The 24,240-nt window shown below is 72.7% G+C and carries 22 protein-coding genes; 15 read left to right on the top strand and 7 right to left on the bottom strand.

Translation table 11 applies throughout. The features are described 5' to 3' along the window. Positions 1-2 precede the first annotated feature (2 nt). The 4 genes from J3A75_RS24565 to J3A75_RS24550 all read left to right on the top strand — a co-directional run bounded on the left by J3A75_RS24565 (position 3) and on the right by J3A75_RS24550 (position 4,378). Positions 3-1,535, top strand: a complete 1,533-nt coding sequence (locus tag J3A75_RS24565; protein ID WP_070999988.1) for a glycosyltransferase family 2 protein — start codon at positions 3-5, stop codon at positions 1,533-1,535. Positions 1,536-1,663: 128 nt separating this feature from the next. Next, positions 1,664-2,167: a cupin domain-containing protein gene (locus J3A75_RS24560; protein WP_070999987.1), complete on the top strand. Its 504-nt coding sequence runs from the start codon at positions 1,664-1,666 to the stop codon at positions 2,165-2,167. Between the two features lie 133 nt (positions 2,168-2,300). Next, the gene (locus tag J3A75_RS24555) at positions 2,301-3,353 is read left to right on the top strand and encodes an acyltransferase family protein (RefSeq protein WP_053621499.1); all 1,053 of its coding nucleotides are present in this window, start codon (positions 2,301-2,303) and stop codon (positions 3,351-3,353) included. A gap of 74 nt (positions 3,354-3,427) precedes the next feature. Beyond that, positions 3,428-4,378: a phosphatase PAP2 family protein gene (locus J3A75_RS24550; RefSeq protein ID WP_070999986.1), complete on the top strand. Its 951-nt coding sequence runs from the start codon at positions 3,428-3,430 to the stop codon at positions 4,376-4,378. Positions 4,379-4,399: 21 nt separating this feature from the next. Here the strand turns inward: J3A75_RS24550 and J3A75_RS24545 are convergent, their stop codons facing one another. Continuing rightward, positions 4,400-5,665, bottom strand: coding sequence for an FAD-dependent monooxygenase (locus J3A75_RS24545; RefSeq protein ID WP_070999985.1), 1,266 nt, complete (start codon positions 5,663-5,665; stop codon positions 4,400-4,402). Positions 5,666-5,765: 100 nt separating this feature from the next. Here J3A75_RS24545 and tesB point away from each other — a divergent pair, with 100 nt between their 5' ends. The 3 genes from tesB (at position 5,766) to J3A75_RS24530 (ending at position 8,885) form a co-directional block, all read left to right on the top strand. Next, positions 5,766-6,665, top strand: coding sequence for an acyl-CoA thioesterase II (gene tesB, locus J3A75_RS24540; protein WP_209650796.1), 900 nt, complete (start codon positions 5,766-5,768; stop codon positions 6,663-6,665). 300 nt (positions 6,666-6,965) lie between these two features. Further along, positions 6,966-7,304 (top strand): P-II family nitrogen regulator, encoded by a 339-nt coding sequence (locus J3A75_RS24535; RefSeq protein WP_010683623.1) that lies wholly within the window; start codon positions 6,966-6,968, stop codon positions 7,302-7,304. An 81-nt stretch (positions 7,305-7,385) separates the two neighbouring features. Continuing rightward, the gene (locus tag J3A75_RS24530) at positions 7,386-8,885 is read left to right on the top strand and encodes an ammonium transporter (RefSeq protein ID WP_024829209.1); all 1,500 of its coding nucleotides are present in this window, start codon (positions 7,386-7,388) and stop codon (positions 8,883-8,885) included. 152 nt (positions 8,886-9,037) lie between these two features. On the opposite strand, the gene J3A75_RS24525 is transcribed toward J3A75_RS24530, so the two are convergent. Both J3A75_RS24525 and trmD read right to left on the bottom strand, forming a co-directional pair. Continuing rightward, a complete protein-coding gene (locus J3A75_RS24525; protein WP_024829210.1) occupies positions 9,038-10,207 on the bottom strand; it encodes a phosphoserine transaminase in 1,170 nt (389 codons plus the stop codon). A 352-nt stretch (positions 10,208-10,559) separates the two neighbouring features. Next, a complete protein-coding gene (trmD, locus tag J3A75_RS24520; RefSeq protein ID WP_058607401.1) occupies positions 10,560-11,324 on the bottom strand; it encodes a tRNA (guanosine(37)-N1)-methyltransferase TrmD in 765 nt (254 codons plus the stop codon). A 75-nt stretch (positions 11,325-11,399) separates the two neighbouring features. Here trmD and J3A75_RS24515 point away from each other — a divergent pair, with 75 nt between their 5' ends. Next, on the top strand, positions 11,400-12,131 hold the full coding sequence (locus J3A75_RS24515) for a class I SAM-dependent methyltransferase (protein ID WP_012320559.1): 732 nt from the start codon (positions 11,400-11,402) through the stop codon (positions 12,129-12,131). A 7-nt stretch (positions 12,132-12,138) separates the two neighbouring features. Here the strand turns inward: J3A75_RS24515 and J3A75_RS24510 are convergent, their stop codons facing one another. Then, positions 12,139-13,176, bottom strand: a complete 1,038-nt coding sequence (locus tag J3A75_RS24510; RefSeq protein ID WP_409518687.1) for an aromatic ring-hydroxylating oxygenase subunit alpha — start codon at positions 13,174-13,176, stop codon at positions 12,139-12,141. Positions 13,177-13,626: 450 nt separating this feature from the next. Next, the gene (locus tag J3A75_RS24505) at positions 13,627-14,256 is read right to left on the bottom strand and encodes an ATPase (protein ID WP_070999984.1); all 630 of its coding nucleotides are present in this window, start codon (positions 14,254-14,256) and stop codon (positions 13,627-13,629) included. Positions 14,257-14,567: 311 nt separating this feature from the next. On the opposite strand from J3A75_RS24505, the gene J3A75_RS24500 reads away from it, so the two are divergent. Genes J3A75_RS24500 through rimM form a run of 5 tightly spaced genes read left to right on the top strand, consistent with a single transcriptional unit; the run spans position 14,568 to position 17,774 of the window. Beyond that, positions 14,568-14,786 (top strand): glutathione S-transferase, encoded by a 219-nt coding sequence (locus J3A75_RS24500; protein ID WP_012320556.1) that lies wholly within the window; start codon positions 14,568-14,570, stop codon positions 14,784-14,786. An 18-nt stretch (positions 14,787-14,804) separates the two neighbouring features. Further along, a complete protein-coding gene (ffh, locus tag J3A75_RS24495; protein WP_024829213.1) occupies positions 14,805-16,367 on the top strand; it encodes a signal recognition particle protein in 1,563 nt (520 codons plus the stop codon). Continuing rightward, positions 16,364-16,696, top strand: a complete 333-nt coding sequence (locus tag J3A75_RS24490) for a chorismate mutase (protein WP_012320554.1) — start codon at positions 16,364-16,366, stop codon at positions 16,694-16,696. Before ffh ends, J3A75_RS24490 begins: the two co-directional genes overlap by 4 nt. A 7-nt stretch (positions 16,697-16,703) precedes the next feature. Further along, the gene (rpsP, locus tag J3A75_RS24485; RefSeq protein WP_012320553.1) at positions 16,704-17,066 is read left to right on the top strand and encodes a 30S ribosomal protein S16; all 363 of its coding nucleotides are present in this window, start codon (positions 16,704-16,706) and stop codon (positions 17,064-17,066) included. 12 nt (positions 17,067-17,078) lie between these two features. Continuing rightward, positions 17,079-17,774 carry a ribosome maturation factor RimM gene (gene rimM / locus J3A75_RS24480; protein ID WP_070999983.1) on the top strand — a complete coding sequence of 232 codons (696 nt, stop codon included), beginning with the start codon at positions 17,079-17,081 and terminating at the stop codon, positions 17,772-17,774. A gap of 71 nt (positions 17,775-17,845) precedes the next feature. Here rimM and J3A75_RS24475 read toward each other — a convergent pair whose 3' ends face one another. After that, complete coding sequence (locus J3A75_RS24475) at positions 17,846-19,510, bottom strand: DHA2 family efflux MFS transporter permease subunit (protein ID WP_024829214.1); 1,665 nt, start codon at positions 19,508-19,510, stop codon at positions 17,846-17,848. After that, positions 19,507-20,775: an HlyD family secretion protein gene (locus J3A75_RS24470; RefSeq protein WP_043074222.1), complete on the bottom strand. Its 1,269-nt coding sequence runs from the start codon at positions 20,773-20,775 to the stop codon at positions 19,507-19,509. The genes J3A75_RS24475 and J3A75_RS24470 overlap by 4 nt, the downstream gene beginning before the upstream one ends. Positions 20,776-20,969: 194 nt before the next feature. Between J3A75_RS24470 and J3A75_RS24465 the strand changes: the two genes are divergently transcribed. Then, positions 20,970-21,632: an HdeD family acid-resistance protein gene (locus J3A75_RS24465; RefSeq protein ID WP_024829216.1), complete on the top strand. Its 663-nt coding sequence runs from the start codon at positions 20,970-20,972 to the stop codon at positions 21,630-21,632. Between the two features lie 160 nt (positions 21,633-21,792). After that, the gene (locus J3A75_RS24460) at positions 21,793-24,237 is read left to right on the top strand and encodes a PBP1A family penicillin-binding protein (RefSeq protein ID WP_070999982.1); all 2,445 of its coding nucleotides are present in this window, start codon (positions 21,793-21,795) and stop codon (positions 24,235-24,237) included. Positions 24,238-24,240 lie beyond the last annotated feature (3 nt).

The following is a 24,240-nucleotide window of genomic DNA, read 5'->3' as shown; positions in this document are numbered from 1 at the left end:
CCGTGTTGAAGAAGAAGCCGGTCCCGGCCCCGTCGAGCTCGTGGGGCACGCTCCCGTGGCCGGACGCGATCCTGCCGCTGCCCCTCGACGCGCAGCTCCGCCCCCTCGACGAGCGCCGGCTCGCCCAGGTCGCGGCCGGCCAGTTCCCCGCCTGCCGGGCGATCTTCGTCGCGCCCGCGGCCTCCGAGCTGCGCCCCGACCTCGCCGCGCACCTGACGCGCGCGCTGGCGGAGCGGCCCGATATCGGCATCTTCTACGGCGACGACGCCGTGGTGGACGGCGCCGGCCAGGTCCGCAGCGTCCACTGCAAGCCGGCCTTCAACCCGGCCCTGCTCATGGCCGACGACTACATCGGCTACCCGCTCCTCGTCCGCGTCTCGGCCCTGGCCGGGCTGAGCCCCGACTTCGGCCTGCGCCACGGCAGCGCCGCCTGGTTCCGGTTCCTGCTCGGCGCGATCTCCGCGGGGATCGGCATTGACCGGATCCCTCAGACCCTGATCGCCTCGCCGCTGGAGCGCCCGAAGGCGACCCGTGCGGGGCGCGCCCACGCCCTCGACCGGTGGTTCGAGGCGTCCGGCATGCCGCTGCGCGCCGCCCCCGGGCTGACCGCGGACACGCTGGAGATCCGCCGGAGCTTCGACGCGCGGCCGGCCGTGACCCTGGTCGTGCCGACCAACCAGAGCCGCCCGAAGGACGATCAGGGCCGCGTCGTGGAGGGCGCCAAGCCCCACGTGATCAACCTGCTCGACAGCCTCGGACGCAGCACCTACCCGGCCGACAGGATCCGGGTGCTGATCGGCGACGACGTCGCCGACGACGCGATCTATCGCGGCCGCTCCGACCGCTTCACCGTGACCCGCCTGCTGACGACCCGGGCGCCGGGCGAGCGGTTCAACTACGCGGCCAAGATGAACACGCTCTGGCGCGCGGCCGAGACCGACCTCGTCATCCTGATGAACGACGACCTCGTCGTGCGCCGGCCCGGCTGGATCGAGGCGCTCCTCACCTTCGCGCTGGACCGCGGCGTCGGCGGCGCCGGCGGCCGGCTGCTGTTCCCCACGGGCAAGATCCAGCATGCCGGCATGACCGGCGGCATCTTCGACGTGTTCGCCCACCCCTGGCACAACCGGGACGCGGCCGAGCCGACCTACGGCGACTGGGCCCTGACGCAGCGCGACTGCTCGGCGGTGACCGGGGCGCTCTTCGCGACCCGCAAGGCGGTGCTGGAGGCGGTCAACGGCTTCGACGAGGGCTTCGCCCTCGACTTCAACGACGTCGACCTGTGCCTGAAAATGCGGCAGCTCGGCTACCGCATTGTCTACACGCCCTTCGCCGAGATGGCGCACCACGAGAGCGCCTCGCGGCAGACCAGCTTCGCGCCGGGCTCGCAGATCGCGCGCTTCCTGCGCCGCTGGGGCGACGTCATCGCCGAGGATCCGGCCTACAGCCCGCAGCTGCGCATCGACACCGACGTTGTCGCCCCGCGCGCCGACGCGACGCGCTGGATCGCGGAGCGCCGGGCGGACGCCGCCTGAGCGGGCCCCCGGGGTTAAGCTAAACGCGCGAAGTTCGGCGCGGCGGGCTGGAACGGAGCGACCCGAGCCTCTACCCCCTTGCGGGGACGCGCGGACAGACTCGACCGCGCCGGGGTGGGGAGCCGACCGTGAAGAAGCTGCTCGCCGCCGCGGCCCTCCTCGTCGGCCTCGCCCTGGTCGGCCTCGCGGCGGAGATCCGGCTGCACGAGCGGGCCCGCCCCGTCGCCAGCACGGCGGTCCGGTCGAGCGGGGCCGCCTTCGTCCCGGCGCCGATCCCGGCGGACTGGGTCGTCTCCGGCGACCCCGTCACCGAGGTCGCGGAGGTCTCGCAGACCCATGACGGGAGCGCGCAGGTCTACCTGTGGCGCACCACGGCCAGCGCGTTCCGCTGGACCCACCACGCCGACGAGATCATCACCATCCTCGACGGCGAGGTCTTCGTCACCGACGCGGACGGAAGCCGCCACCACCTGACGCCGGGCGACGTGGCGCATTTCCCGGTCGGCTCCGTCCAGCTCTGGGAGGTGCCCCGGACGCTGCTGAAATCGGCGATCCTCAAGCACCGCGCCCCGACCCTGGTCGAGGCGTCGCTGCGCTGGCTGCGCCGGGCCCGGGCGCTCGTCACCGGCTGAGGCGCGGGCGCCCGTCACTCCCGACGCGCGGCCGCGATGAGGTGCCGTCCAGGTTGAATTCCGCAATCTGGTGACACGGCTTGCTAAGGCTTGGCGCGGCATCATCGGATCCCCGACGCCGCGAATTGACCCGATGGCCCCACCCCGCGACCTGCAGCTCGACGCCGCGCGCGGCCTCGCCGTGCTGCTGGTCCTCTCCGGCCACCTGCTGCAGCCCGTCTTCTACGGCCCGTCGGGCCCCGAGCCCGGGCCGGCCCTCGCGGTCTGGCGGGTGATCTACGCCTTCCACATGCCGTTCTTCTTCCTGCTCTGCGGGATGGTCGACCGGATGAAGGGAGAGATGGATCTCGCCGCCGCCTGCCTCTCCGCGCTGAAACTCGTGGTGGTGGCGCTGACGTTCAGCACCCTCGCGCTGATCCCCTGCGCCCTCGACGGCACCCTGTCGGCGGCGGACGCGCTGCGCGACGCGGTGTACGGCCAGAACTTCGGCCTGGGCGTGCTCTGGTTCCTGGTCGTCCTGGGGCTCGTGCGGGTGATCGACGCCGCGGCGCGCGCGGCGGTCTTTCCGGGCGGCTACTGGATCGTCCTCGGCGGCGCCCTGGCCCTGTCGTGGATCTGCAGCGCGCGGGCGTTCCCGTACTGGCAGGTCCACGCGCTCGTGGGCGCCCTGCCGTTCTACGTCGCGGGCCTGCGGCTCGGGCGGGGCGCGTTCGACGTGTCGGCGCTCCTCGGCGCCTGCGGCCTCGCCGTGCTCCTGGTCTGCGCGCCGCGCAACTTCGTCCACGTCGCGACCGGGCAGTACGGCGACCCGGCGCTGTTCGCCGTGTCGGCCGTGGCGGGCTCGGCGTTCATGCTGGCGGCCGCCGGCCGGCTGCGCGGCCCGCCGCGCGCCGCGGCGGGCGTCCTGGGGCGGGCGAGCTTCGAGCTCTACATCGTGAGCGGCCTCTTCCTCCTCTGGGCGCCGCACCGGCCCGCCTGGGACCGGTGGCATCTCCTGGCGCTGCTCGTGGTTCTCGGCCTGCCTCTGCACCTGATCGCGGCGCGCGCGCTGCGCGGGCCGATCCGGGCGGTCCGCCGGGCCGCCGACGCCGTGGTCGACGGCGTCGTCGACGGGCTCGCCGGCCGCCGGTATCGCGCGCCGCCGGGCTCCGCGCCGAGGCCGGGCTTCTCCGGGGCGGATCCTTAAGACTTGTGCGGGACCATCCGCCGGCATTCCGGCCACAAGACCCTCGATGACAGCGCCACCCGCCCGGGGCCCCGATGTTCGCTGAGCGCCCGCGCGGCGGCGTCGGCACGTGGCCCCTGATCGCCGCCACGCTGGTCGCCACGGTCGTCTGGATGGCGGTCGCCGGGCTGCGCTTCGCCTGGGACAGCGCCCTCGTCACCGGGGTGGCCTGCGGCGGGCTCGAGGTCCTGGCGCAGGTCTACCGCACGCGCCGCCCCGAGCCGCGCATCGCCGCCACGCTCAGCGCGCTCGCGCAGGTCATCGCCTTCAGCGCCTGCGCGGCCGCCCTGTCGTACACGGTCGCGAGCACCGGCGGCCCGCTCTGGGATTCGACCTTCCACGCCTGGGACCGGCGGCTCGGTCTGGACTGGCGGGCCTACCTGGCCTTCGTGGACGGCCATCCGCGACTCGGGCTGGCGCTCTCGCTCGCCTACCGGAGCCTGATCCTGCAGACCATGCTGGCGGTCATCCTGCTGGGCTTCAGCGGCCGGCTTCGAGCGCTGCGGGACTTCGTCCTGGCCTTCGCCCTCGCCGGCACGGTGACGGTCCTGGTGTCGGCGCTGACGCCCGCCCTGGCGAACTTCGTGTTCCTCGGCCTGTCCCCGGCCGACTTCCCCAACCTGCACCCGGCGGCGTCCTACGTCCACGTCGCGGACCTGACCGGCCTGCGCGACGGCACGCTCCGGACGATCAACCTCGATCACGTCGAGGGCATCATCACGTTCCCGAGCTTCCACGCGGCGCTCGGCGGCCTCTACATCTGGGCCTTCTGGAGCCTGCGCGCGGCCCGGATCCCGGCCCTCGTCGTCAACGCCCTCCTCATCGCCGCCACACCGATCGATGGCGGCCACTACTTCGTCGACGTGATCGCCGGGCTGGTCATCGCCGCCGTGGCGATCTGCGCCGCGCGGGCGCTCGGGCGGCGGGCCGCGGACGCGCTCCGCCCCGGAGCGCCCGAGGGCGGCCCCGCGCCGGGACGGGCCTGAGGCCGGCGGCCGGCGGGCGCCTCAGAGCGCCTCGCCCCGCATCAGCCGGGGCCGCGAGTCGCGCGCGGCCGCGGCCTCGCCGATGAAGAAGCGCTTGAGCCCCGGCAGCCGGTCGACGATCCCGAGGCCGAGGTCGCGGGCGAGCCGCAGCGGCAGGGCGTCGTTCGAGAACAGCCGGTTCAGCCCGTCGGTCGCCGCCGCCATGGCGAAGCTGTCGAAGCGCCGGGCGCGCTCGTAGGCGCGCAGCACGTCGGGGCTTCCGGGGTCGAGGCCGAGGCGCAGCGCGCCGGTCACGGCCTCGGCCAGCGCCGCGGCGTCCGCGAGCCCGAGGTTGAGGCCCTGGCCGGCGATCGGGTGGATCACGTGGGCGGCGTCGCCCAGCAGGGCGAGACGCTCGGCGCGGAAGGCCCGGGCGATGCCGAAGGCGAGGGGGTGCCGGCTCGGGCCGCGCTCCAGCGCGAGCGTGCCGAGATCCAGGGTGAACCGGCGCTCGATCTCGGCGAGCACCTCGTCGGGCTCGCCGGAGAGCAGGGCCTCGGCGTCGTCCGATCGCTCGGTCCAGACGATGGACGAGCGGTGCCCCAGGGGACCGCCGTCCCGCAGCGGCAGGATCGCGAACGGGCCCGCGGGCAGGAAGTGCTCGAAGGCGCGGCCTTCGTGCGGCCGCGCGTGGCCGATCGTCGCCACGATGCCGACCTGCGGGTAGGACCAGCCGACCCAGCCGATCCGCGCGGCCTCGCGCAGCCGCGACCGTGCCCCGTCGGCGGCCACCAGCAGGTCGCCCCGCAGGGTCTCGCCGGTGGTGAGCGCCGCGCGGATCGCGGCCCCCTCCGGCAGCGCGCGCACCACCCCGGCGGCGACGATCGCCACCCCCGCCGCCCGGCAGGCCTCCGCCAGGGCCGCGGCGAGCGGCTCGGCCTCGATCATGTGGGCGAAGGGCTCGCCGTCGTCGCGCTCGGCGTCCGCCTCGCGGCCGAAGGTCAGGAAGACCGGCCGCACCGGGTCGGCGAGGCGGCTGTCGCTGATCACCATCTCGGCGATCGGCTCGGCCGCGTCGGTGACCCGGGCCCACAGGCCGAGGCGCTCCAGCATCCGCCGCCCGCCCGCCGCCAGGGCGTAGGCGCGGCCGCGATGCCGAGCGGGGTCGGCCGCGCCCGGGTCGATCACCGTCACGGCCAGGGCCGGCCCGTGGGCCTGCTTCAGGGCGAGCGCCAGGGCGAGGCTGGGCAGGCCGCCGCCGGCGATCAGGAGGCTGCGGCTGCCGGGGCGAGGCGTCTCGGCCGTCATCGGGGCGGATCTCCTAGGGTTGCCGCACGCGGGACGCGTGGATTGGTTCGTCCGAACAGCCTATGTCGCACGCGGGCAACGAACGGAAACCCCGCGGGTCATGACCGACGCCAACACCGACGCGATGACGGACGCCGTCGCCGAGCTGATCGCCATCCTCGACCTGGAGCGCCTGGAGGTCGACCTGTTCCGCGGCCAGAACCCCAAGACGGGCTGGCGGCGCGTCTTCGGCGGGCAGGTGGTGGCGCAGGCGCTGGTCGCCGCGACCCGGACGGTGCCGGACGACCGCCCCGCCCACTCCCTCCACGCCTACTTCATGCTGCCCGGCGACCCGCGCACGCCCATCGTCTACGAGGTCGAGCGGATCCGGGACGGGCGGAGCTTCACGACCCGGCGGGTCAAGGCGATCCAGCACGGGCGCGCGATCTTCGCCACGACGGTCTCCTACCAGGTCGTCGAAGAGGGGCTGACGCACCAGCCGGCGATGCCGGCGGTGGCCGGACCCGAGGGGCTCCTCGACGGCAAGGCCCTGGCGGCCGCCGGCGGCACCGGGATGCCGGAGGCGATCGCCGCCTATTTCGGCCGCGAGCGGCCGATCGCGCTGCGGCCGGTCGATCTCAACCGCTACCTGCCCGCCGGCGCGGGCGGCCGGGCGCCCGACTCGATCTTCAATGTCTGGCTGCGCGCGGCCTCGGCGCTGCCGGACGATCCGGCGCTGCATCGGGCCGTACTGGCCTACGCCTCCGACATGACCCTGCTCGACGTCTCGCTGATCCCGCACGCGCGCTCCGTGTTCGATCCGGCGATCCAGGCCGCGAGCCTCGACCACGCCCTCTGGTTCCACCGGCCGGTCAAGATCGACGACTGGCTGCTCTACGCGCAGGACAGCCCGGTCGCGGGCGGCGCCCGCGGCTTCGCGCGCGGCCAGATCTTCGACCGCGCCGGCCACCTCGTGGCGTCGGTGGCCCAGGAGGGTCTGATCCGGCCGACGCGGGATTAAAGCGGGTTCCCGCGCGTGTGTTACCGGCGTGCCACAGCGCGGACTGCACGGATTCGGGCAGATTGCCTCGACTTTGTGCGTGATCGCCCCGGAGCCTGCCCGCGATCTGTCCGTTTCGGGCTAATCCATGGGCAAAATGACGATCGGTGAAAATGTTCCCGGTCAAGCTTGTCTGGCATAGTCCTTGAATAGCGGCCTTCGACCGCGGGTCATCCCGAGCCTGCGGACGGTCCGTTCCGGCTCGTCCCGCAGGTCGGGTGACGGCAACGGTTCCCGAGGACTTCGAAGGGGGCGTCGCCCATGAAAATCGTGATGGCCATCATCAAGCCGTTCAAGCTCGAGGAGGTGCGCGACGCGCTCACCGGAATCGGCGTCCACGGCCTGACGGTGACGGAGGTGAAGGGCTATGGCCGCCAGAAGGGCCACACCGAGATTTACCGCGGCGCGGAATACGCGGTCAGCTTCCTGCCCAAGCTGAAGATCGAGGTCGCCGTCGCCTCGGACCTGACGTCCAGCGTGATCGACGCCATCGCGGGGGCCGCGCGGACCGGCCAGATCGGCGACGGCAAGATCTTCGTGATGCCGCTGGAGAAGGCGGTGCGCATCCGGACCGGCGAGACCGACGCCGACGCCCTCTGATCCGCGGCCCGGCGCGTCCGGGCCCGCCGATCGCCAGACCTCCTGAAACAATACGGACTTGAGACCGGGAGCCACGTGCCCATGAAACTTCGTCATGCCCTCATGCTCGGCTTGGGAGGGGCGGCGATCGCCGCCCTCCTGATCGAGCCGTCCCTCGCGCAGACCCCGACACCGGAAGCCGCCTCGCCGCCGCCCTCGCCGATCCCCAACAAGGGTGACACGGCCTGGATGATGATCTCGTCGGCCCTGGTGCTGATGATGAGCATCCCCGGCCTCGCGCTGTTCTACGGCGGCCTCGTGCGCACCAAGAACATGCTGTCGGTGCTGACCCAGGTGTTCGCGATCGTGTCGATCGTCGGCCTGCTCTGGGTGTTCTACGGCTACAGCCTCGCCTTCACGAGCGGCGGCGGCCTCAACGACTTCGTCGGCGGCTTCTCGAAGGCGTTCCTGAAGGGCGTCGACGCGAACTCGACGGTCGCGACCTTCTCGAACGGCGTCGTGATCCCGGAATACGCCTATCTGTGCTTCCAGATGACGTTCGCCATGATCACGCCCGCGCTGATCGTCGGCGCCTTCGCCGAGCGGATGAAGTTCTCCGCGCTGGTGGTGTTCACGATCCTCTGGGTCACGATCATCTACTTCCCGATGGCCCACATGGTCTGGTACTGGGCCGGCCCGGACGCCGTCGGCAACGCCGCCAAGGCTCTGGCCGCCGCCACCGACGACGCCTCGAAGGCGACCGCCCAGGCGGCCCTCGACGCGGTCAACAAGGATGCCGGCTTCCTCTTCCAGAAGGGCGCCCTCGACTTCGCCGGCGGCACCGTGGTGCACATCAACGCGGGCATCGCCGGCTTCGTCGGCTGCCTGATCATGGGCAAGCGCATCGGCTACGGCCGTGACCTGCTCGCCCCGCACTCCCTGACCATGACGATGATCGGCGCCTCGCTGCTGTGGGTCGGCTGGTTCGGCTTCAACGCCGGCTCGAACCTCGAGTCCAACGGCACCGCCGCGCTCGCGATGCTCAACACCTTCGTGGCGACCTGCGGCGCCGCGGTGGCGTGGCTGTTCGCCGAGTGGGCGCTCAAGGGCAAGCCGTCCCTGCTCGGCATGCTGTCGGGCGCGGTCGCCGGCCTCGTCGCGGTCACCCCGGCCTCCGGCTTCGCCGGCCCGATGGGCTCGATCGTGCTGGGCCTCGTCGCCGGCGTGGTCTGCTTCGTGATGTGCTCCACCGTGAAGAACGCGCTGGGCTACGACGACTCGCTGGACGTCTTCGGCGTCCACTGCATCGGCGGCATCCTGGGCGCGCTGGCGACCGGCATCCTGGTCGACCCGAATCTCGGCGGCGTCGGCATCCCCGACTACACCTCGAAGCCGGGCGAGCTGGCCGTCGGTGCCTACGACATGATGAGCCAGCTCATCGTCCAGGCCGAGGCGGTCGGCCTGACCCTGCTGTGGTCGGGTATCGGCTCGGCGATCCTCTACAAGCTCGTCGACGTGACGATCGGCCTGCGCGTCACGCAGGAGGAGGAGCGCGAGGGTCTCGACATCGCCGATCACGGCGAGCGCGCCTACAACTACTGAGACTGACGGCGCGGCCCTGCTGGGCCGCGTCTCCCGAACGAGAAAACCCCGGCTCCGCGAGGGCCGGGGTTTTCTTTTGCGTCAGGCCGTCTCGCTTCGCCCCGCTCGCGAAGACGATGCGGGGTGGCGATCGGGCATCGACCCCGAAGCGCTCACGCCGCCCGCGTCAGCGCCGCCTTCTCCTCCGCGAAGGCCCAGTCGAGCCAGGGCGTCAGCGCTTCCAGATCCGAGGTCTCCACGGTGGCGCCGCACCAGATCCGCAGGCCCGCCGGGGCGTCGCGGTAGGCGCCGATGTCGAGGGCGACGCCCTCGCGGTCGAGGCGCTCGACGATCCCCGCCGCGAAGGCCGAGACCGCCGCGTCGCCGCGGGCGAGCACGTCCGGATCGGCGATCACGAGGCAGACGCCCGTGTTCGAGTAGGTCGCGGGATCGGCGGCCAGCGGCGCGATCCAGGGCGTGCGCGCGACCCAGTCGTAGACGACCTTCGCGTTGGCGTCGGCCCGCGCGTGCAGCGCCTTCAGGCCGCCGATCCGCTCGGCCCAGTCCAGGGTGTCGAGGTAGTCCTCGACGGCCAGCATCGAGGGCGTGTTGATCGTGTCGCCCTTGAAGATGCCCTCGATCAGCTTCCCGTCCTTGGTGAGGCGGAAGATCTTCGGCAGGGGCCAGGACGGCGTGTGGCTCTCCAGCCGCGCCACGGCGCGGGGCGAGAGGATCAGCATGCCGTGCGCCGCCTCGCCGCCCATCACCTTCTGCCACGAGAAGGTCACGACATCGAGCTTGTCCCAGGGCAGGGGTTGGGCGAAGGCCGCCGAGGTCGCGTCGCAGATCGTCAGCCCCGCGCGGTCGGCCGCGATCCAGTCGCCGTCCGGCACCTTCACGCCGGCCGCGGTGCCGTTCCAGGTGAAGACCACGTCGCTGTTCTTCGTGTCGATCGCCGCGAGGTCCGGCAGGATCCCGTAGGGCGTCTGGTGGATGCGCGGCGCGATCTTGAGCTGCTTCAGCGCGTCCGTCACCCACTCCTTGCCGAACGCCTCCCAGGCGGCGACCTCGACGGGCTTCGGCCCGAGCATCGTCCACATCGCCATCTCGACGGCGCCGGTGTCGGAGGCCGGCACGATGCCGATCCGGTACTCGGCCGGCACCTGCAGCACCGCGCGCGTCAGGTCGATGGCCCGGCCGAGCTTGGCCTTGCCGAGGGGCGAGCGGTGCGACCGGCCGAGCGCGGCGTCGGCCAGGGCGGCCGGGGTCCAGCCGGGGCGCTTCGCGCAGGGACCGGAGGAGAAATGGGGCACGCGCGGGCGCTGCGTGGGGCGGCTGGTCATGGCGGATCCATCCTTGCAGAGGGCCGCGCTCCCGCGGGGAGGCGCGTCCCGACTCGCGCATGCGCCGAAACCGGCCGGCTTGCAAGCGCCCGTCCCACCGGCAGTCTTCGCGGCGCTGCCCCCGGTCGGGACAGGGGCCCGGGCGGCGGGGAACAGTCGATTAATCCGGGCCCGTTAGCCTTAATGAGGTGCCGCGTTGCGTTTGAGGTGCGCCGATGTCTTTCCACAGCGCCGCGATATTGGCGGTCTGGTCCGTTCTACTCTTGGTTATTGGGGCCTTAATACCCCGCATCGTGCTGGCGAGCCGGACACCGCGCGTCGTGCCGCGGCCGCTGCAGCTCGACCCGCTGGATTACGACCGCGACGGCCCGGTGATCGACCTCGAGCCGGCCTGACCGGCCACAGACCCGTCGCGCAGATCGGGGCGGCGCTCGGCGGTGATCCGCTCGGCCTCCGCCCGCCGCCAGCGGGCGATGGCGGCGTGGTTGCCGCTGGACAGGACGTCCGGGATCGCGCGGCCCTCCCAGTCGCGGGGGCGCGTGTAGTGCGGGTACTCGAGGAGCCCGCCCTCGAAGCTCTCCTCGACGCCGGATTCCATCTTGCCCATCACGCCGGGCAGGAGCCGCACGCACGCATCCAGCACCACCAGGGCGGCGATCTCGCCGCCGGACAGCACGTAGTCGCCGATCGAGACCTCCTCCAGGCCGCGCCCGGCGATCACGCGCTCGTCGACGCCCTCGAAGCGGCCGCAGACGATCAGCGCGCCCGGTCCCGCCGCGAGGTCGCGCACGCGCGCCTGGGTGAGCGGCCGGCCGCGGGGCGACATGAGCAGGCGCGGGCGCGGGTCGTCGGCCCCGGTCGCGGCGCCGACGGCCGCGGCGTCGATGGCGGCTGCGAGCACGTCGCAGCGCAGGACCATCCCGGCCCCGCCGCCGGCCGGCGTGTCGTCGACCGAGCGGTGGCGGCCGAGGCCGTGCTCGCGGATGTTGCGGGCCTCCAGGGTCCAGTCGCCCCGCGCCAGGGCGTCGCCCGACAGGGAGAGGCCCAGCGGGCCCGGGAACATCTCCGGGTAGAGGGTGAGGATCGTGGCCCGCCAGGGCGTGTCCGCGCGCGTCATGGCGCTTGATGGCGCGCGGGGTGCGGCACGGTCAACGGGCCCGGCACCGCGGACGCGCCCCGCGGGTTGTCGGCCATGATCCGCGCCCTCGCCCTCCTCGCCGTCGCCGCCCCTGCCGCCCTGGCCGGCCCGGCCCGCGCCGCCGAGCCCCTGGCGCCCCCGGGCGCGCCCGCCGCCGCCTTCCCCAGGCCCGACCGGCCCGTGGCCGAGATCGTCGCGCCGCGCTGGTCCTCGGAGGCCGAGCGCGACAGGGCCGGCGAGTTCGAACAGGTCGCCACGGGGATGGGCATCGCCCCCGGCGAGACGGTGGCGGATATCGGCGCCGGCAGCGGCTACTACGCGGTGCGGCTGAGCCCCCGGGTCGGGCCGCGGGGCCGCGTGCTCGCCGAGGACGTGACGCCGTCCTACCTGGCGGCCCTGGAGACGCGGGTGCGGCCACTCGGGAACGTCACGGTCGTGCGCGGCGAGCCGCACGACCCGCGCCTGCCCCCGGCCTCGGTGGACGCGGCGATCCTCGTCCACATGTACCACGAGATCACCCAGCCCTTCGGCCTGCTCCACAACCTCGCCGCCGCGATGCGCCCGGGCGGCCGGGTCGGGATCGTCGACGCCGACGCGATCCCGTCGCGGCACGGCACGCCGCCGGCGCTCCTGCGCTGCGAGCTCGCCGCCGCGGGCTACCGGGAGACCGGCTTCCGGCCGCTCGCGGACGGGGCCTACCTGGCGGTGTTCGCCGCCCCCGCCCCGGAGGCGCGCCCGAGGCCGGAGACGATCCGGCCCTGCCGCGACGACGCGACGGCGCGGTAGCGGCGTCTCAGGAGCGCCAGCGCAACTCGCGGCGCTCCAGCGGGTTGACGAACGGGCGACCGTCGCGGGCCGATTCCAGGGCCTCGCGCTTCAGCCGGAAATACCATTGCGAGGGCAGGTCGCCCTGGCCGAACAGCACCATGGTGGGCTTGCGGTCGAGCCCGTCCTGCGCGTGCTGGAGCACCTGCTGGTCCTGGGTCAGGAACTGCCGCATCAGCGGGCGCGCGACCGGCTTGAGCAGGTTCAGCGCCGGCATGCTCCAGTAGAGCGCGTTGGTGAGCAGGGTCCGGTCCGGCGTCAGCGGCGTCGCGAAGGTGTAGTTCGCCACCCGCTTCTCCCCCGCGCGGATGCGCTCCAGCCGCACGCCGGGCAGGCGGAACTCGATCTCGACCTCGGGGATGCCGCCGAGCAGGCGGTAGACCGGCGAACTCGTCGTGGTCGCGTGGCTCGTCATCACGAAGCCGTGGGGCACCGGCTGGAAGGTCTTCACCTTCTCGCGGAGCTGCTTCGAGGGCCGGAACCACCACGAATCGTGGACGAAGGCGACGTGCCCGGGATCGACGAGGCTCAGCGTCGTCAGGTCGAAGGAGGCCTCGACCTCCAACTCGACCACGAGGGAGCCGGCGGGCTCGAAGTCCAGCGCCGGCACCTCCGGCACCGCGCCCGCGGCGGGGCCGAGATGCGGGTTGACCCACAGGAAGCCGGCGCTCTCCCGCACGGGGAAGCGCTGCACCTGGATGCGCGAGAAGTCGGCCGCGTCGTGCTCCGACAGGGTCGGGACGTCGCGGCAGCGCCCGTCGGTGCCGAAGCGCCAGCCGTGGAACGGGCACATCAGGGTGTCGCCGTCGAAGCGGCCCTTCGACAGGGCCATGCCACGGTGGGGGCAGCGGTCGCGCAGCGCGAAGGGCGTGCCGTCGGGGGCGCGGCCCAGCACGATCTGCTCGCCGTTCAGCGCCACGGCCCGCAGGGCCGATCGGCCGCCCGCCCTGCCGAGGCTCCGGGACTGCCCGACGCAGTACCACGCGTTGCCGAGCGGCTGGCGCATCGCGTCGGGATCGAGCGCGGCCTCGTCGGCGGGGCGCGGCGGGTTGGCGAAGGGCGCGTTCAAGGCGGTTCGGGCAGACCTCGGGACGCCCGTCATACGCCCGGCCGCCGGGGCGGGGAAGCGCCGGCCCCTGGGAGAGCCCGGTCCGGCGCGGCGCCGGTTCGGCACCGATCTGGGGAGGACAAACGGGCGCAGGCGCGGGGCTTCACAAGCCGGGTGCGGCCACCTACCTTCGCTTCACCCGCAACCAACGAAAGGAGGTGATCCAGTGTCTCATTGTCATCAGCCGTGTGTCTCGGCTCATCGGACCTGGACCGTCGCCTCCGGCGCGTCGCTCTAAGACGCGCTAGAGACCCGATCTCGGGACAGTTCCGCCGGACGACACGGTTCGGCAATGGAAGGGCCACCCTCTCGGGTGGCCCTTCGGCGTTTCAGGGTCCGGGTGCGCGCTCAGCGCCGCTGGGACTGGAACAGCGGTTGGGCCAGCGCCTCGGTCCGGGCGCGCCACAAGTCGCGCTCCTCGCGCAGGGCGTCGCGCTCGCCCGCCAGGGTCAGACGCTCGGCCCGCAGGGCGTCCCGCTCCGCGATCGCCCGGTCGCGCTCGGCGCGCAGCTCCTCGCGCTCGGCCCGGAAGCGCTCCCGCTCGCCGCGGAACTCCTCGCGCTCGATGCGGACGTCCTCCTGCTCGGCCCGGAGATCCTCCAGGGAGCCGATCTCGTCGCGGATATGCTCGCGCAGGGTCCGGATCTCGTCGGCCAGGATGGCCTGCAGCTCGTCCTGGCGCTCGGCCTCGACGCGCAGCTTGGCCTTCAGCATCAGGTTCTCGGCCATCAGCTCGGCGATGTCGGGATCCTCGGCCGCGACCCGCGGGGCCTCGTGGGTCGCGACGACGCGGGGCGACCACGCCGTCTCGCCGCCGCGGGCCCGCTTCGCCTCGGGCGGGGCCTCCGCCGGCCGCGCCTCGCCGCGGGTCTCGACCGGCGCCTGGGCCTTCATCGCCGTCAGCCAGTCGCGGAGCGGACCGGTCGAGGGAAAGCTGCCGGGCTCGGTCGGCGAGTGAGAGCGGGCGGGTTCCGACATCGGCGGGCGTCCTGAGCGAATATGGGCTGAAGACAATCCCAACATGCTTAACGATCGGTAAAAGTTAACGCGGTTCGTCCCGCCCGTCCCGGCGCCGGAGCGAACCGCGGTGGCCCGGACCGGGCGCGAAAATTGACTTTCCGGCCGGCTGCCGCTACGCCCCGGCCTCCCGATCCGTTGCAGATCGACCGATGCCAAGCCGACCGGTCCCGTGAGGCCGGAGGTCAACGCCCGACAGCGCGTCCGCGCCCTCGGACGCGATGGGCGTTGGCCGATATGCGAGGACGGGATCCGCCGGCCGAGGCACCCGCATGACGCGAGATCAAGAAGCGTTGAAGATCGAGGACGCGATCAACGAGACCTGCCCGTGGTCGGGCAAGCCGATCTCGGCCGACTCGCTGACGCTCTACAACGGCGCCGTGGTGGGCTTCTGCAACCCGGAGTGCCGGGACAAATTCGCGAGCGCCCTGCGCAGCTTCGAGGCCGCCCTCCAGGCGCGCCGCGTCGAGCGCGCCGGGCTCGAGCAGTAACGGCGGGGCGTCAGGATCATGTTCGAAGGCCTGTCCGACCGCCTCTCCGGCATCCTCTCGGGACTCACCCGTCGCGGTGCCCTGACCGAGGCCGACGTCACCGCCGCCATGCGCGAGGTGCGCCGCGCCCTGCTGGAGGCCGACGTCGCCCTCGAGGTGGTCCGCGGCTTCACCGACCGGGTGAAGGAGAAGGCCGTCGGCGCCGTCGTGCTCAAGTCGGTGACGCCCGGCCAGATGGTCGTGAAGATCGTCAACGACGAGCTCGTGGCGATGCTCGGCACCGACGCCGAGACCGTCGATCTCAACGCCCCCGCCCCGGTGCCGATCCTGATGGTCGGCCTGCAGGGCTCGGGCAAGACCACGACCACCGCCAAGATCGCCCGGCGCCTCTCCGACCGCGAGAAGCGCAAGGTGCTGCTCGCCTCCCTCGACACGCGCCGCCCGGCCGCCATGGAGCAGCTCGCGGTGCTGGCCAAGCAGGTCGGCGTGGAGAGCCTGCCGATCGTCGCCGGCCAGTCTGCGGTGCAGATCGCCAAGCGCGCCATGGACGCCGCCCGTCTCGGCGGGTTCGACGTGGTGATGCTCGACACCGCCGGCCGCACCACGGTGGACGAGGGCCTGATGGCCGAGGCCGCCGAGGTGAAGGCCGCGACGAAGCCCCACGAGGTGCTGCTCGTCGCCGACGCGCTCACCGGCCAGGACGCGGTCAACACCGCCCGCGCCTTCGACCAGCGCCTCGGCGTCACCGGCATCGTCCTGACCCGGATGGACGGCGATTCCCGCGGCGGCGCGGCTCTGTCGATGCGCGCCGTCACCGGCAAGCCGATCAAGCTCGTCGGCGTCGGCGAGAAGGTCGACGCGCTGGAGGAGTTCCACCCGGCCCGCGTCGCCAACCGCATCCTCGGCATGGGCGACATCGTCTCGCTCGTCGAGAAGGCCGCCGAGACCATCGACCACGAGCAGGCGCTCCGCACCGCGGAGAAGATGCGCAAGGGCAAGTTCGATCTCGAAGACCTGTCCATGCAGCTCGCCCAGATGGAGAAGATGGGCGGCATCGGCGGCCTGATGGGCATGCTGCCCGGGATGGGCCAGATCAAGAAGCAGGTCGAGGGCGCCAACCTCGACGAGAAGATGTTCAAGCGCCAGCGGGCGATCATCTCGTCGATGACCCCGCAGGAGCGGAAGAACCCCGACCTCCTCAAGAACAGCCGCAAGAAGCGCATCGCGGCCGGCTCGGGGGTCGACGTCTCGGAGATCAACAAGCTCCTGAAGATGCACCGGACCATGGCCGACATGATGAAGGCGATGGGCCAGGGCAAGCGCGGGATCGGGCAGGCGCTCGGCTCGATGTTCGGCCTGGGCGGCGGCGGGATGGGCGGTGGAATGCCCGGCCTCCCGCCCGGCATGCCGGAGCCGACGCCGGAGCAGATCGCGCAGCTCGAGAAGCAGTTCGGCGGCAAGCTGCCGCCGATGCCGCCGGGCCTGGGCGGGGGCGGGATGCCCAAGCTTCCCGGACTTCCGGGCCTCGGCGGCCCGAAGCTGCCGGGTCTCGGTGGGTTCATGCCGGGGAAGAAGAAATGAGCGTGCTCGCGGCCCAGGCCGTCGATCCCGAACTCGCGCGCCTGCGGGACAGCATCGACAATTTCGATGCGGCGCTGATCCACCTCCTCGCCGAGCGTTTCCGCTGCACGCAGCGGGTCGGCGAGCTCAAGGCCCGAAAGGGGATCCCCCCTTCCGATCCGGACCGGGAGGCCCGTCAGGTCGCCCGGCTCCGCAAGCTCGCGGTCGAGGCCAAGCTCGACCCCGACTTCGCCGAGAAGTTTCTGGCCTTCGTGGTCAAGGAAGTCATTCGGCACCACCAGTCGATCAAGGCGGACCACGAGTCCCAGATCGAGCAACAGCGAAAGTAGTCAGACCATGGCCCTCAAGATCCGTCTCACCCGCGGCGGCGCCAAGAAGCGCCCCTACTACCGCATCGTCGTCGCCGACGCCCGCGCCCCGCGCGACGGCCGCTTCATCGACAAGGTCGGCGCCTACGACCCGATGAAGGCCAAGGACGATCCGGCCCGCATCGTGCTCGACAACGAGAAGATCCAGAGCTGGCTCGCCAAGGGCGCGCAGCCGACCGACCGCGTCCTGCGCTTCCTCGACCAGGCCGGCCTCGCCAAGCGTCCGGCCCGCAACAACCCGCAGAAGGCGGAGCCGGGCGAGAAGGCCAAGGAGCGCGCCGCCAAGCGCGCCGAGAAGGCCGCCGCCCCCGCCGAGGACGCCGCCGCGTAAGGCGCACCGGTCATGGCGCGCCGCCCCGCAGGTCCCACCTCCCGCGACGGCGGCCGCCGAGGCCGCACGAGCACGGCGATCGGCAAGATCGCGCCCGACGCGGCGACCTCGCCCAAGGCACCGGCCCCCAGGCCGGCGCCGCCGCCCGTGCCGCCCGATCCCAACCTCGTCCTGCTGGGCGAGTTCGGGCGGGCGCACGGCCTCACCGGCGAGGTCCGGCTCAAGTCCTACACCGGCGATCCGCAGGCGATCGCCGGCTACGGAGCGCTCCAGACGTCCGACGGCCGGACGCTGGCGTTCGCCGACGTGCGTCCCGCCCCCGGCTCGTCGCCCGACATGCTGATCGCCCGGGTCAAGGGTGTCTCGGGCCGCAGCGCCGCGGAGGCGCTCAACCGCGTGGCCCTGTTCGTTCCCCGCGACCGTCTGGCCGCGCCCGAGGACGACGACGAGGTCTACGCCGCCGACCTGATCGGCGCCGCGGCGGTGGACGAGGCCGGAACCCTCGTCGGGACGATCGTGGCCGTGCCGAATTACGGCGGCGGCGATCTCCTGGAGCTGCGACCGCCGAACGGCGGCGCCACCGCGCTCCTGCCCTTCACCAAGGCCTTCGTGCCGGTCCTCGACGTGGCGCAGCGCCGCGTCACCGTGGCCGCGCCGGAGGATCTGTTCGCGGCACCGGGCGAGAAGCCCGCCGACGATCCGGGCTAGGGCTCGGGGGCCGGTCCGCGGGCCGGGGCGCGTCCGGAATCCGGGCGCCGTCCCGGCCGCGGCCGCCGCCCTCAGTGCCCCCCGGCCGGCGCCCCACCGCCGAGCTTGACGCTCTTCAGGCTCAGGGCCAGCGGGACCGCGCAGGCGGCGACGAGGCCGAGCACCCAGAACACGTCGATATAGGCCCAGTAGGCCACCTGGGTGCTGAGCACGCTCCCGATCCACGCCGTCGCCTGGTTCTGGGCCTCGACACCGGCGTAGCCGTGCTCGGAGAAGTACTGCGTCGCCTGCCGCATGGTCTCCTGGTAGGCCGGCGAGGCCGGGTTGACGCTCTCCACCAGGCGGCTCTGATGGAACTGGCTCCGGTAGGCCAGGATGTTCTGGGCGAGCGAGACACCCATCGAGCCGCCGACGTTGCGGGCGACGTTGATCAGCGCCGAGGCCTGATCGGTCTGGTCCTTGCGGATCCCCTCGTACGAGGCCGAGGTGATCGACAGGAACACCATCGGCAGGCCGATGCCGATATAGACCCGCGACCACGCGAAGAACGCGAAGGTCGTGCTGCCGTCGATCCGGGTCAGGTCGTACATGCCGAGCGCCACGATCGTCATGCCGGTGGCGATCAGCCATTTCGGCTGGACGTAGGACGAGATCCGGCCGGTGAGGAACATCATCACCACCGTGACGATGCCGCCCGGGCCGAGGACGAGGCCCGACAGGGTGGCGGTGTAGCCGTAATATTCCTGCGTGATCTGCGGGATGAACTGCGTGGTGGCGATCAGGATCGCCCCGGTGAACATCATCACCAGGAAGCACGACCCGAACTGGCGGTTGCCGATCAGGCGGAGGTCGACGACCGGGTTCTCGCGGGTCAGCAGCCACGGGATCATGGCGATGAACGAGACGACCATCAGCACGCCGGAGACGTTCATCAGCGTCGAGGTGCCGAACCAGTCCTTCCGCTGGCCCTCGTCGAGGATCACCTCCAGCGAGCCGAGGAACAGGGCGACCAGCACGAAGCCGACGATGTCGAAGCGGATGCCCTTGCGGACCAGGGCGCGGCGCTCCTTCTTGGCCGCGTCGCTGTCCTCGATCAGCCAGTACATCAGCCCGAGGGCGATCACGCCCACCGGCCCGTTGATCAGGAAGCACCAGTGCCAGGAAGCGTTGTCGGAGAGCCAGCCGCCGAGCGTCGGGCCGATCACCGGCGCCACCACGATGGCGACCCCGTAGAGCGCGAAGGCCTGGCCGCGCTTCGCCGGCGGGAAGGAATCGGCCAGGATCGACTGCGCGAGCGGCGCCATGCCGCCGCCGCCGAGCCCCTGCATCACCCGGAACAGCAGCAGGGATTCCAGGCTCCAGGCGAAGCCGCACAGGATCGACGAGACGGTGAACAGCGCCACCGACCACATGAAGAAGGCCTTGCGGCCGTAGCGCTTGGCCAGGAAGCTCGACGCGGTCAGGGTGATCGCGTTGGCGACGAGGTAGCTCGTCACCACCCAGGCCGCCTCGTCGGGACCGACCGCGAGCCCGCCCGAGATGTAGCGCAGGGCCACGTTGGCGATGGTGGTGTCGAGCACCTCCATGAAGGTCGCCAGCGCCACCACGCCCGCGATCAGCCACGGATTGTGGCCGCCCGGGGCCTTGCCGGACGCGGCCTTGCTTCCTCTCGCCTGCCCCGCACCCGGCTTGCGTCCGGGCGCGGCCGCGCTCGCCTGGCCAGCCACGGCGCTCACCGCACCGTGACGGTCGGGACGATCGACATGCCCGGGCCGATCGACACGTCCGTCGGCCAGTTCTTGACCACGATCTTGACCGGGATGCGCTGGGTCACCTTCACGTAGTTGCCGGTGGCGTTCTGCGCCGGCAGCAGGCTGAAGGCGGTGCCCGAGCCGGGCTGCACCGAGGCCACGGTGCCCTGGATCTTGCGGCCGGGATAGGCGTCGATCTCGATGTCGACCGGCTGGCCCGGCCGCATGTCGGTGATCTGCGTCTCCTTGAAGTTCGCCGTCACCCAGATGTCGTCGGGCACGAACATCGCCAGGGTCTGGCCGGCCTGCGCGAGCTGGCCGACGCCGCCGGTGAGCCGCACGATGCGGCCGCCCTGCACGGCGCGCACCGTCGTGTAGCCGAGGTTCAGCTCGGCCTGCTCGACCTGCGCCCGGTCGCGGCCGAGCTGCGCCTGGGTCGAGGCCTTCTGGGCCTGGAGCGAGCCGACCTGCTTCTGCGCGGCGACCACGCTGGCATTGGCGCTCTGCACGGCCGCCTGCCGCTGCTGCAGCGTCGAGGTCGCCGACTGCGACTGCTGGACCGAGCCGGAGCCGCGCTCGGCGAGGTCCTTGTAGCGGGCCGCGTCCTCCTGGGCGAATTTCAGCGCCGCCTCGGCGGTGGCGACCTGCGCCTTGGACACGTCGATGTTGGCGTACTGCGCCTGGATCTGCGCGTCGATGTTCTTGATGCCGGCCTCGTCGGCGGCGACCTGCGCCTTCGCCTGGTCGAGGGCGATGTCGTAGTCGCGCTGGAAGACCTGGAACAGGATCTGGCCGGCCTCGACGTGCTGGTTGTCGGTGACCGGCACGTCCACCAGGTAGCCGCCGACCTTCGGCTGGATCGAGATGCTGCGCGCGTCGACGAAGGCGTCGTCGGTGCTCTCGTAGGGATGCATGTAGAGCAGCCAGTAGAAGAACACCCCGACGCAGAGCGCGACGACCGCGAGGCCGCCGAGCAGGAACGCGACGGGGTGGCGCCGCAGGACGCTGGGGCGCCGCGCGCCGTCGTCGTCATCCTCGGCGTCGTCTCCCGCCTGCCCGTCCTGCGCCTCGGGCGCGTCGTCGGCCCCCTCCGTGCCGGGCTTGCGCGCGGCCTCGCGGTCGGCCCCGCGATCGGCGGCCGGCTCGGTGCGGCCGAGATCGAGCACGTCGCGTTCGCGCGCGACGGCCGGGCCGTCGGCCGGCCGCGGGCGCGCCTCGTCCTCGGAGAGGTGCCGCTGATCGTCAAACATGGGAAGTCGTCGCCCGATGGGCCGGCCACCCGGGGGTGACCGGGCTTGTCGCATCGCCCGCCTCAGGCAGCAAAAGCCGGCCGCAGGCTCAAGGTTCCACGCGCAGATCGGCCCGTCTAGGAACGCATGCCGCACTGCGGCGTTCTGCGCCCGGAACCTTCGCGGTTCTCGGCCTGAAGGCCCAGGAGTTCGCCATGACCAGCAGCCCATCCCCGACGCCGAACAGCCCCGGATCCGGCCCCGCGACCACGCCCTCCGGCATCCCGCTCGTCGGCGTGGCGCGCCTCGACGCCATGAGCGCGGCGCTGGCGCGGAACTGGTGGCTCGTCGCCCTGCGCGGCGTCATCGCGATCCTGTTCGGGGCGGTCGCGTTCATCGCCCCGGGCGCCTTCGTGCTCTCACTCGTCCTGTTCTTCGCCGCCTACATGCTCGTCGACGGAATCTTCGCCGTCGTCGGCGCGGTCCGGGCCGCGCAGCGCCACGAGCGCTGGGGCTTCCTGCTGCTCGAGGGCCTCGTCGACATCGTCGTGGGCGTCGCGGCGGTGCTGGTGCCGGCCGCGGCCGTCTGGGCGTTCGTCCTGCTGCTCGCCGCCTGGGCGCTGGTCACCGGCGGCCTGATGATCGCCGCGGCCTTCCGCCTGCACCTCCATTACGGGCGCTGGTGGCTCGTCCTGGGCGGGGTCGTGTCGATCCTGTTCGGCCTCGCGCTGCTCATCAACCCGGGCATGTCGGCCCTGGTGCTGACGTGGTGGATCGGCTCCTACACCTTCGCCTTCGGCATCCTCCTGCTGATCCTGGCCTTCAAGCTGCGCGCCCAGCACGGGGCCGTCGGTCCGGGAGCGCCGCTCGGCCGGTGAGCCGGCCCCGGCCGGACCGGACCCCGTGGCCCGATCCACACGGTCGCGGCGCGATCGACGCTGCGCCCGTCCCGCGACCCCGCACCGGCGGGACACCGGGACGGATGCGGCTTAGAAGGCTCGGTCGGCCGGATCGACCGGTCCCGGAACACGCACCACGATGACGCCCGACGCGCCGGAACGCGCCCCGGCCGACGGGCCGAAACCGCCGAAGCCGGATCCCGCCGCCGACGCTCCGGACCCGCGGTTCGCCGCCCGGGAGGCTGGGCGCGCCGCGCGCGACCTCGCGCGCCATCTCCGGACCCTCCTCGCCGCGGCCGGACTCGGCCTCGCGCGGACCGGCCGGGCCCTGTCGGCCCGCGCGGCGGAGCGCGCGGCGCGAGCGCGGGCCGATCTCCCGCCCGCCGCCGAGACGGGCGCGCGCGTCCGGACTCGGCGACGTCGCCCGATCCTCGGCCGCCGGCACCCGGCCGTGATCGCCGCCGCCCTGGTGGTCCTGCTGCCGGCGCTGGCGCTGGCGATCTACCTGTTCGCCGCCTTCGTGAGCCTGCCGCCGCTGGGCGGCGCCGTGGTCGAGACCGGCCAGCGGGCGATCACCGTCGAGGCCGACGACGGCCGGGTCTTCGCCACACGCGGCAGCTTCCGGGGCCAGAAGCTCACCGCGGCCGACCTGCCGCCGCACCTCGCCCAGGCGATCGTGGCGATCGAGGACCGCCGCTTCTACAGTCACTGGGGCATCGACCTGCGCGGCCTCGCCCGGGCGACGTGGCGCAATCTCCGCGGCGGCGGCGTGCGCGAGGGCGGCTCGACCATCACCCAGCAATACGTTCGCCTGACCTCCCTCAACCAGGAGAAGACGCTCTGGCGGAAGGTGCAGGAGGCCTTCCTGGCGCTGCGGGTCGAATCGACGATGAGCAAGGACGCGATCCTGCTCGGCTACCTCGACTCCGCCTATTTCGGCGCCGGCGCCTACGGGGCGGACGCGGCGGCGCGGCGCTACTTCGGCAAGCCCGCCAAGGCGCTGAACCTGCCGGAATCGGCGATGCTGGCCGGGCTGGTGCGGGCGCCCTCGCAGCTCGCCCCGACCCGCAACCTCGGCGGCGCCAAGGAGCGCGCCGACGTGGTGCTCCAGGCCATGGTCGAGACCGGCGCGATCACGCAAGGAGAGGCCGATGCCGCGCGCAAGCAGAGCGTGACCCTCAAGTCGCCCCCCGAGGCGCCGCCCGGCACCAACTACTTCCTCGACATGATCGCGGGCGACGTGAAGCGCCTCGCCGGCACGGACGGCGACATGACGGTGCGCTCGACCCTCAACCTCGACCTGCAGAGCCTCGCCGAGGGCGTCGTGGCCCGCCGCCTCGACAAGGACGGCGCCCGCCGCAAGGTCGGCCAGGCCGCCATGGTGGTGCTCTCGAAGGAGGGCGCGATCCTCGCCATGGTCGGCGGCCGCGACTACGAGGACAGCCAGTTCAACCGCGCCGTCCAGGCCAAGCGCCAGCCCGGCTCCCTGTTCAAGCTCCTCGCCTACCTGACGGCCTACGAGAAGGGCTACACGCCGGAATCCGTGATGGTCGACCGCCCGATCCAGATCGGCGACTGGCAGCCCGAGAACGACGACGGCCGCTACCGGGGGGCCGTGCCCCTGCGGACCGCCTTCGCGCTCTCGATCAACACCGTGGCGGCCCAGCTCGGGCAGGATGTCGGCATCCCGGCGGTGATCGCCACCGCCCGCAAGCTCGGGATCCAGTCCGACCTGCCCAACGTGCCGAGCCTCGTCCTCGGCTCGGGCGCCGTGAGCCTCCTGGAGATGACCCGCGCCTACGGCTCGGTCCTGTCCGGGCGCACCCCGCTCCAGACCTACGGCATCCAGGCGATCCGCGGGGCCGCGCCGCAGCCGCTCTACGTCCGCACCGACGCGGCCCCGGGGCCGATGCTGGCGCAGGAACCGCGCACGATGATGCTCGACTCGCTGCAGGCGGTGGTGGAATCCGGCACCGGCCGCGCAGCGCGGGTGCCGGGCCAGATCATCGGCGGCAAGACCGGCACGAGCCAGGATTTCCGCGACGCGTGGTTCGTCGGCATGACCCCCGACCTCGTGGTCGGGATCTGGGTCGGCAACGACGACGACAGTCCGATGAACCGCATGTTCGGCGGCGAGATGCCGGCCGGGATCTTCCACGACTTCGTCCAGCGGGCCACCGAGAAGCTCGCGAAGGGCAGGGCCCGCCCCTCGGCGGAGCGGGCCGAGCCGGCCCGGGCGACGGCACCCGCACCCGAGCCGGCCGCGGTTGGCGAGGTCCGCGGCGTGCCGGAGGTGATCGACACCGGCACCCTCAACCTGCGCGGGCGAGTCGTGCGCCTCCTCGGCGTGGTCGGCGAGCGCGGCCACCTCGCCCGCCAGCTCGCCAGCTACCTGCGCCGTCGCGAGGTCGTCTGCAGCGGCCTGTCCGACGGGGCCACGGCCCGCTGCCGCATCGAGGGCGACGACCTCGCCGGGCTGATCCTGGCGGCGGGCGGCGCCCGCGCCTCGGAGGACGCCCCACCGGACCTCCTGGGCGCGGAGGAGCAGGCCCGGGCCGAGCGGGTCGGCCTGTGGGGCCGGTGACGC

Source organism: Methylobacterium sp. PvP105, assembly GCF_017876975.1.
In the GTDB taxonomy this organism is placed as follows: domain Bacteria; phylum Pseudomonadota; class Alphaproteobacteria; order Rhizobiales; family Beijerinckiaceae; genus Methylobacterium; species Methylobacterium radiotolerans.
This window is presented reverse-complemented; position numbering and strand designations above follow the sequence as displayed.

Coding starts and splice junctions, on each gene's coding strand:
- J3A75_RS24465 (WP_024829216.1), top strand. CDS start 20,970: ATGACCAGCAGCCCATCCCCGACGCCGAACAGCCCCGGATCCGGCCCC.
- J3A75_RS24460 (WP_070999982.1), top strand. CDS start 21,793: ATGACGCCCGACGCGCCGGAACGCGCCCCGGCCGACGGGCCGAAACCG.
- ffh (WP_024829213.1), top strand. CDS start 14,805: ATGTTCGAAGGCCTGTCCGACCGCCTCTCCGGCATCCTCTCGGGACTC.
- J3A75_RS24545 (WP_070999985.1), bottom strand. CDS start 5,665: ATGACGGCCGAGACGCCTCGCCCCGGCAGCCGCAGCCTCCTGATCGCC.
- J3A75_RS24555 (WP_053621499.1), top strand. CDS start 2,301: ATGGCCCCACCCCGCGACCTGCAGCTCGACGCCGCGCGCGGCCTCGCC.
- J3A75_RS24510 (WP_409518687.1), bottom strand. CDS start 13,176: ATGCGCCAGCCGCTCGGCAACGCGTGGTACTGCGTCGGGCAGTCCCGG.
- J3A75_RS24505 (WP_070999984.1), bottom strand. CDS start 14,256: ATGTCGGAACCCGCCCGCTCTCACTCGCCGACCGAGCCCGGCAGCTTT.
- J3A75_RS24515 (WP_012320559.1), top strand. CDS start 11,400: ATGATCCGCGCCCTCGCCCTCCTCGCCGTCGCCGCCCCTGCCGCCCTG.
- J3A75_RS24500 (WP_012320556.1), top strand. CDS start 14,568: ATGACGCGAGATCAAGAAGCGTTGAAGATCGAGGACGCGATCAACGAG.
- tesB (WP_209650796.1), top strand. CDS start 5,766: ATGACCGACGCCAACACCGACGCGATGACGGACGCCGTCGCCGAGCTG.
- J3A75_RS24490 (WP_012320554.1), top strand. CDS start 16,364: ATGAGCGTGCTCGCGGCCCAGGCCGTCGATCCCGAACTCGCGCGCCTG.
- J3A75_RS24535 (WP_010683623.1), top strand. CDS start 6,966: ATGAAAATCGTGATGGCCATCATCAAGCCGTTCAAGCTCGAGGAGGTG.
- rimM (WP_070999983.1), top strand. CDS start 17,079: ATGGCGCGCCGCCCCGCAGGTCCCACCTCCCGCGACGGCGGCCGCCGA.
- trmD (WP_058607401.1), bottom strand. CDS start 11,324: ATGACGCGCGCGGACACGCCCTGGCGGGCCACGATCCTCACCCTCTAC.
- rpsP (WP_012320553.1), top strand. CDS start 16,704: ATGGCCCTCAAGATCCGTCTCACCCGCGGCGGCGCCAAGAAGCGCCCC.
- J3A75_RS24470 (WP_043074222.1), bottom strand. CDS start 20,775: ATGTTTGACGATCAGCGGCACCTCTCCGAGGACGAGGCGCGCCCGCGG.
- J3A75_RS24550 (WP_070999986.1), top strand. CDS start 3,428: ATGTTCGCTGAGCGCCCGCGCGGCGGCGTCGGCACGTGGCCCCTGATC.
- J3A75_RS24530 (WP_024829209.1), top strand. CDS start 7,386: ATGAAACTTCGTCATGCCCTCATGCTCGGCTTGGGAGGGGCGGCGATC.
- J3A75_RS24525 (WP_024829210.1), bottom strand. CDS start 10,207: ATGACCAGCCGCCCCACGCAGCGCCCGCGCGTGCCCCATTTCTCCTCC.